Origin of the sequence: Achromobacter marplatensis, from assembly GCF_049060505.1 — a bacterium.
Taxonomy (GTDB): Bacteria; Pseudomonadota; Gammaproteobacteria; order Burkholderiales; family Burkholderiaceae_B; genus Achromobacter; species Achromobacter marplatensis_A.
On the sequence record NZ_JBMGRB010000018.1, the window covers coordinates 69,069 to 75,251 of the forward strand.

Annotated in this window: 8 protein-coding genes; 6 read left to right on the forward strand and 2 right to left on the reverse strand. The window is 68.2% G+C overall.

Annotated features, from left to right (window positions below; translation table 11 throughout):
* Window position 1: 1 nt before the first annotated feature.
* On the reverse strand, window positions 2-667 hold the full coding sequence (gene thiE, locus ACI0FO_RS29140) for a thiamine phosphate synthase (RefSeq protein ID WP_416032048.1): 666 nt from the start codon (window positions 665-667) through the stop codon (window positions 2-4).
* Window positions 664-1,473 (reverse strand): hydroxymethylpyrimidine/phosphomethylpyrimidine kinase, encoded by an 810-nt coding sequence (locus tag ACI0FO_RS29145; protein ID WP_416032049.1) that lies wholly within the window; start codon window positions 1,471-1,473, stop codon window positions 664-666. The genes thiE and ACI0FO_RS29145 overlap by 4 nt, the downstream gene beginning before the upstream one ends.
* 156 nt (window positions 1,474-1,629) lie before the next feature.
* Here ACI0FO_RS29145 and ACI0FO_RS29150 point away from each other — a divergent pair, with 156 nt between their 5' ends.
* From ACI0FO_RS29150 to ACI0FO_RS29175, 6 genes are all read left to right on the forward strand, one after another.
* On the forward strand, window positions 1,630-1,794 hold the full coding sequence (locus ACI0FO_RS29150; protein ID WP_003814980.1) for a rubredoxin: 165 nt from the start codon (window positions 1,630-1,632) through the stop codon (window positions 1,792-1,794).
* 153 nt (window positions 1,795-1,947) lie between these two features.
* The gene (locus ACI0FO_RS29155; protein ID WP_105560435.1) at window positions 1,948-2,535 is read left to right on the forward strand and encodes a YqgE/AlgH family protein; all 588 of its coding nucleotides are present in this window, start codon (window positions 1,948-1,950) and stop codon (window positions 2,533-2,535) included.
* Window positions 2,528-2,929, forward strand: a complete 402-nt coding sequence (ruvX, locus tag ACI0FO_RS29160; protein WP_416032050.1) for a Holliday junction resolvase RuvX — start codon at window positions 2,528-2,530, stop codon at window positions 2,927-2,929. Before ACI0FO_RS29155 ends, ruvX begins: the two co-directional genes overlap by 8 nt.
* A 21-nt stretch (window positions 2,930-2,950) precedes the next feature.
* Window positions 2,951-3,874: an aspartate carbamoyltransferase gene (locus tag ACI0FO_RS29165; RefSeq protein WP_416032051.1), complete on the forward strand. Its 924-nt coding sequence runs from the start codon at window positions 2,951-2,953 to the stop codon at window positions 3,872-3,874.
* Entirely contained in the window at window positions 3,871-5,181 is a 1,311-nt protein-coding gene (locus ACI0FO_RS29170; RefSeq protein WP_416032052.1) for a dihydroorotase, read from the forward strand. Before ACI0FO_RS29165 ends, ACI0FO_RS29170 begins: the two co-directional genes overlap by 4 nt.
* Window positions 5,178-5,921 carry a lysophospholipid acyltransferase family protein gene (locus ACI0FO_RS29175; protein WP_416032053.1) on the forward strand — a complete coding sequence of 248 codons (744 nt, stop codon included), beginning with the start codon at window positions 5,178-5,180 and terminating at the stop codon, window positions 5,919-5,921. The genes ACI0FO_RS29170 and ACI0FO_RS29175 overlap by 4 nt, the downstream gene beginning before the upstream one ends.
* The last annotated feature ends 262 nt before the right edge of the window (window positions 5,922-6,183 follow it).

The following is a 6,183-nucleotide window of genomic DNA, read 5'->3' on the forward strand; positions in this document are numbered from 1 at the left end:
TTCAAGGCTTGCGATTGGGGTTGACGATAAAGGGCGCGGAGCAGGCCGCCGCGGCGGCCCGGATGCTGGGCGCTTCGAAAAGTGCGGTGATGACGGCGACGGCGTCGGCGCCCGCCTGGGCCACCAGCAGCGCGTTGTCGGGCGTGATGCCGCCAATGGCCACCACGGCGGGCCGGGGCGCGTCGCGCTCGTCGACCAGGCGGCGGGCTTCGGTCAGCACCGACAGGGGCGCGCGCACGGTGTCCGGCTTGACGGTCGAGGCGAACATCGCGCCGAAGGCGATGTAGTCGGCGCCGGCATCCAGCAGTTCGCGGGCGCGGGCCAGGTCATCGTAGCTTGAGCCGCCCAGGATCAGGTCGGGGCCGGCTTCGGCGCGGATGCGCGCCAGGCTTTCGTCTTCGCGGCCGACGTGCGCGCCGTCGGCGCCGACGTCCAGCGCCAGGCGCCAGTCATCATTGATCAGGAATACAACGCCCAGTTCGCGGCACAGCGGCGCCAGCGCGCGGGCCTGCTCGGCGCGCACGGCGTCGGGCACGTTCTTGCGGCGCAACTGCAGCGACCGCATGCCGCCCTCGGCGGCCTTGCGCACGGCCTGCATCAGGCGGTCGGTATCGTCCCATTCAGGGGTGACGCCATACAGGCCGGCGGGAAAACGCAGCGGTTTCATTGCGGTTGGATCCGGTTGGGGATGCGCCGGCCCATGCCCGGCAGGAAGCTGGCGGCCACCGAAGCGTCGGCATGCGCCAGGCCCTGGCGCACGGCTTCGGGCATTTCCAAGCCGCGCGCCAGCATGGCCGTGATAGCGGTGGCGGCCAGGCCGCCGGCGTCGCCGTTGCGGTCCGGGGGCGCCTGCCAGGGCCAGGTGTGCGTCTGGCCGCTGGGACCCAGCAGCACGTTGGCGTAATGGCCAGGGCGTTGGGGGCTACCCAGCACCAGCACCCATTCCGCGCCGGCCGCGACCAGCGCGTGCATGGGCGACGGTGCGTCCCCGATATCGATGTCGCCGTCGGCATGCCACTGCGCCAGGCGCAGGTGTTCGATGACCAGCAGGTCGGTCTGCGGCAGCACCAGTTCCAGCGTGGCGGCCAGCAGGTCGTCGGCCTCGTCCTCGTCGGCGGCGTCCACCGGCAAGGGCGCGCGCTGGCCCAGGTGCAGCACCAGGGGAACCTGGCTGTAGTCGGCGGCGACCTGGGCGGCCACGCTTGCCGTTTCAGCGGTGTATAGTCCGCCCACCTTGATCGCCTGCACGGACATGTCTTCCAGCAGGCAACGGGCCTGATCGTCCAGCATGTCGGGCGAAACAGGATGGATTTCTTCGATGCCGGCAGTGTCCTGCACGGTCAGCGCGGTAACGGCCGCCAGGCCGTGACAGCCCAGGCGGGCGCAGGTGACGGCATCCGCGGGCAAGCCGTCGGATCCCGAGGGATCGAACGGGCCGAAGACCAAAACGAGAGGGGGAGTAACGGGGGCCACGTGGACAGCGCTTGAGTGAGGGTGCCCGGACTCATTTTGAGGTGAATCAGGGGAACCCCTATTGGGTTTCGGTAAGATTGTCCCCATTCTAATGGAAGCCCCCCACCTTTGCCCCGCCACGGGGATCAAGGCCGGGAATTGATGTAAGAGAGAACTATGCGTACTTGGATGTGTCTGATTTGTGGCTGGGTCTATGACGAAGAGGCCGGCCTGCCCGACGAGGGCATTGCTCCCGGCACCCGCTGGGAAGACGTGCCGCCGAACTGGGTCTGTCCCGAATGCGGCGCCCGCAAAGAGGACTTTGAATTGATGGAAATCTGAACCCGATCCGCTGACCTATTCCGCCAGGGCTCGTACGATGGGGAAAGCCCCCATCCCTCGTAACCGCAGGACGGTCTGCCGCCAGGCAAGCAGGGCCGCGCATGGCGCGCGCCCCGTCCTCGGTTCTTTCAGACTACCCATGAAGGGGTTGCCATGACGGAAAAACACCACGAAGCCGCCTCGACGCAGGCGGCCAACTTTGCCAATCAGTTCCTGATCGCCATGCCGGGCATGGTCGAGGGCAGCTTGGCCGGTTCTGTCATATACGTATGCGAACACACCGAGCGCGGCGCGCTGGGCCTGGTCATCAACCGGCCCACCGACCTGACGCTGGGCACGCTGTTCGAACGCATCGAGCTGACGCTTGAGATCGGCCCCATCAAGGACACGCTGGTGTTCTTCGGCGGCCCGGTGCAGACCGACCGCGGCTTTGTGCTGCACGCGCCTGCGGGCGACTACAGCTCCAGCATCAAGATGGGCGCGATGGCGCTGACGACTTCCCGCGACGTGCTGCAAGCCGTGGCCGACGGCAACGGGCCCGCCCGGATGCTGGTCACGCTGGGGTATGCCGGCTGGGGCGCCGGGCAACTGGAAAGCGAAATGGGCCAGAATGCCTGGCTTAGCGTGGGCGCCGATGACCACATCATTTTCGATGTGCCTCCCGAAGACCGCTACCCGGCCGCCTTGAAGCTGCTGGGCATCGATCCGGTCATGCTGGCGGGCGACGCGGGCCATGCCTGAAGAGACCCTGCTTGGTTTTGACTTCGGCGAAAAGAAGATCGGCATCGCCATCGGCAACACGCTGACGCGCCAGGCGCGTCCGCTGGAAATCATCTTCAGCGAAATCCGCGACGCGCGTTTCGGCCGCATCGCGGCGCTGCTGCAAGAATGGCAGCCCCACCGCGTGATCGTGGGGCTGGCGCTGGACGCCGATGGCGGCGAGCAACCCGCCACGGCGCGTTGCCGGCGTTTCGCCAACCAACTGCACGGCCGTTTCGGCATCGCCGTCGAACTGATCGACGAACGCGGCTCCAGCATGGAAGCCCAGCGCCTGTTGGGCACGCACGCGGCCGACGACGCGATGGCCGCGGCTGTTATCCTGCAACGATACCTCGACACCCTGCCTGCGTCCTGAAGCACGCGGCCCGGCCTGCCTATGCTCAATCCGCAACTTGATCGCCGCGGCGAACTCATTCATCTGCTGACAACGGAAGGGTTGCCACGGCGCCATGTCGAGCGCCTGCTCGACGCGGCGCGCGTGCTGGCCGAGGATGCCGCCCCGGCCGCCGCGCCGCTTCCCGTTTTCCTTTCCCTGCCCGACGACCCCGCCTGCCGCGACGCTTACGGGGATGCGGCCGCGCGCCTGTCCCTGCTGCCTGTCGTCCTGGACGCGCCGGACGCGGATGCCCAGACGGGCGACGCGCTGGCCCGGACGGTGGCCGGCCTGGCGCCCGGCGTGCTGGTGCTGCGTCATGCGGCAAGCGGCGCGGCCCATTGCGCGGCCGCGCATGCCGCGCCGGGGCTGCGTGTCGTCAGTGCCGGCGATGGCTGGCATGCGGACCCGCTGCCCGCGCTGGCGCTGGTGCAGGCGATGCGCGACATCAAGCAAGACCTGACGAATCTGGCCGTGACGCTGGTGGGCGATATCCGCCATTCCGCGGTGGCGCGCTCGGTGATCCACGTGATGACCACCCTGGGCGTGCCCGAAGTGCGCGCCGTCGCGCCGCGCACCCTCTTGCCGGACAACCTGCCGCAACTGGGCGTGCGCGCGTGCGCGACGCTGCAAGAAGGCTTGCAGGATGCCGATGTGATTATCGTGCTGCCCCTGGACGTCGAACACATCAGCGGCGCGTTGCTGCCGTCCGCGCGGGAATATGCCCAGTTCCACGGGATGACGCCCGCCACGCTGGCTGCCGCCAAGCCCGACGCGCTGCTGCTGCCGGCCGGTGCGTTGACCCCTGGCGTGGAAGTGGATGGCGACGTAGCCGCCAGCCTTTCGCCAATCGAGGCGCAATTGGCCGGGCGGCTTCAATCCCTGCGCCTGGCCGTCCTGCACGTACTGACGGGAGACGCGCCATGAGGCTGCACATCGCAAACGGCCGGTTGATCGACCCCGCCAACGGCGTGGACGGGCGGCACGACATTTACACGGCCGATGGCCGCGTGGTGGCCGTGGGGGCGACGCCAGATGGTTTCCACGCCGACCGCGTACTGGATGCCGACGGCCTGGCCGTGCTGCCGGGCCTGGTCGATCTGTCGGCCCGGGTCTTGCAGCCCGCCGGGGCGGGCGGCGTGGCCACGGGCAACGCCTTCGCGCCTGCGGAGCTGCGCGCGGCGCTGGCCGGCGGCGTGACGCGCCTGGTGCTGCCGCCGGAGCCCGACGCCGCGCTGGATGAGCCGGGCAAGGTCGACGCGCTGATGCGCCAGGCCGAACCCGGGCAGGCTCGCATCCACCCGCTGGGCGCGATGACCGTGGGGTTGGCAGGGGAAACGCTTGCGGAAATGGGCCTGCTGGCCCGGGCAGGCTGCATCGCTTTTTCGCAGGGCGAGCAAGGCGTTGCCGATACCCGGGTGCTGTGGGGCGCGATGCGCTACGCCAGCGGGTCGGGCCACACCTTGTGGCTGCGCCCGCAAGATCCGTGGCTGGCGCGTGGCGCGGTCGCTGCCAGCGGCGCCTACGCCGAACGCCTGGGGCTGGAAGGCCTGCCGCCGGAAGCCGAAACCGTGGCGATGCAGACGATTTTCGAACTCCAACGCGCGACCGGCGCCCGCGTGCATCTGACCCGGCTGTCCACCGCGGCGGGGCTTGCGCTGCTGCGGGCGGCCAAGCGGGAAGGGCTGCCCGTGACCGCCGACGTGTCCACCCAAAACCTGCATCTGACCGACGTCGATATCGGCTTTTTCGATACGAATTTCCATCTGTCGCCGCCGCTGCGCGGCCAGCGCGACCGCGATGCCCTCCACGCGGCGCTGGCCGAAGGGCTGGTCGACGCGTTGTGTTCGGACCATACGCCGGTTGATACCCGGGGCAAGGCAGCGCCGTTTCCCGCGTCGACGCCCGGGGCCACGGCGTTGGAGTTGCTGCTGTCGCTGACGCTGAAATGGGTGCGCGACCGCCGCCAGCCCCTGGTTGATGCATTGGCCCGGGTAACGTCGGGCCCGGGCGCCGTGCTGGGCCGGCTGACGCCGGACGCCGCGCAGGCGGGCCAGTTGGGCGTGGGCGCGCCGGCGGACCTGTGCCTGGTCGACCTGAACGCTGAATGGCTGGTGATGCCGGCAGCGCTGCAAAGCCGCAGCGCCAGCACCCCGTTCGCGGGTATGATGCTGCCCGGTCGGGTACGCGCCACCGTGGTCGGTGGCCGGCTGGCCTGGGAGACTTCAGTTTGAAGCTGCTGCGCTTTGTCTTACGGCTGGCACTGGTGCTGCCTTTGATTGTTTTCGGCCTGTTTTGCGTGGGAGCGGTCTATCCCTTCCTTCGGCCCACCTCCCGTGCATGGCTGAACCGCACGTGGTCGCGGGCGTTGATGGCGGCCTGTGGACTGCGGGTCGTCTTCAAGGGCGAGCCGCGTTTGACGGGGCCGGTGCTGATGGTGGCGAACCACGTTTCCTGGATCGATATCTTCGTGCTGAACTCGGCGCGCGCGACGTCGTTCGTGGCCAAGAGCGAGATCCGCAGCTGGCCGGTGATTGGCTGGCTGGTGGCGGGGGCGGGCACGTTGTTCATCGAACGCGGACAACGCCACGCGGTGCATGCGATGGGAGAGTCGATGCAGGTCCGCTTCAAGCAGGGCGATGCGGTGGGATTGTTCCCGGAGGGCACGACGAGCGAAGGCTTCGATCTTCTTCCTTTCCACGCAAGCCTGTTCGAGCCGGCGCGTTCGTCAGCAGTAGAAATCCAACCGGTAGCGTTGCGATTTTTGCGCGACGGCAAACGTGACGGCTTCGCGGCCTTCATCGGCGAAGAGAGCCTGGTGGCAAATCTCTGGCGGGTGATGGGAGCGACGGGGCTGTCTGTCGAAGTGGTGTTCTTGCCTGTGTTGCCGGCAAGACACGCAGATGGAAGTTTGCCGACGAGGCTGGAGCTGTCGCATCAGGCTAGAGATGCGATTCTTGAGGTGCTTACTTAAGTGGTTCTTTAGGCTACTTATGTGATTTTTGTGCTGGGTGGCGCTGGGGGCTGCGTAGGTGTCTTGGGCTTCCGGGGTGCTGTTGTGGCGTTGTGTCGTCGCTTTGTAGGACGCTCGTCGCCGGGGTCGGGTGGGTGGCGCGCGCCCACGATTGCGGTCCGGAGCCTTCGCTCCGGACTGCCCCTTCGTCATCTTCGTTGCGGCCTGCGGCCGCTGCCTTCAGATTCCCTCGGGCGCATCAAGGTTGCGCGCCACCCACCCG

Coding starts and splice junctions, on each gene's coding strand:
- ACI0FO_RS29170 (WP_416032052.1), top strand. CDS start 3,871: ATGAGGCTGCACATCGCAAACGGCCGGTTGATCGACCCCGCCAACGGC.
- ACI0FO_RS29165 (WP_416032051.1), top strand. CDS start 2,951: ATGCTCAATCCGCAACTTGATCGCCGCGGCGAACTCATTCATCTGCTG.
- ACI0FO_RS29150 (WP_003814980.1), top strand. CDS start 1,630: ATGCGTACTTGGATGTGTCTGATTTGTGGCTGGGTCTATGACGAAGAG.
- ACI0FO_RS29155 (WP_105560435.1), top strand. CDS start 1,948: ATGACGGAAAAACACCACGAAGCCGCCTCGACGCAGGCGGCCAACTTT.
- thiE (WP_416032048.1), bottom strand. CDS start 667: ATGAAACCGCTGCGTTTTCCCGCCGGCCTGTATGGCGTCACCCCTGAA.
- ruvX (WP_416032050.1), top strand. CDS start 2,528: ATGCCTGAAGAGACCCTGCTTGGTTTTGACTTCGGCGAAAAGAAGATC.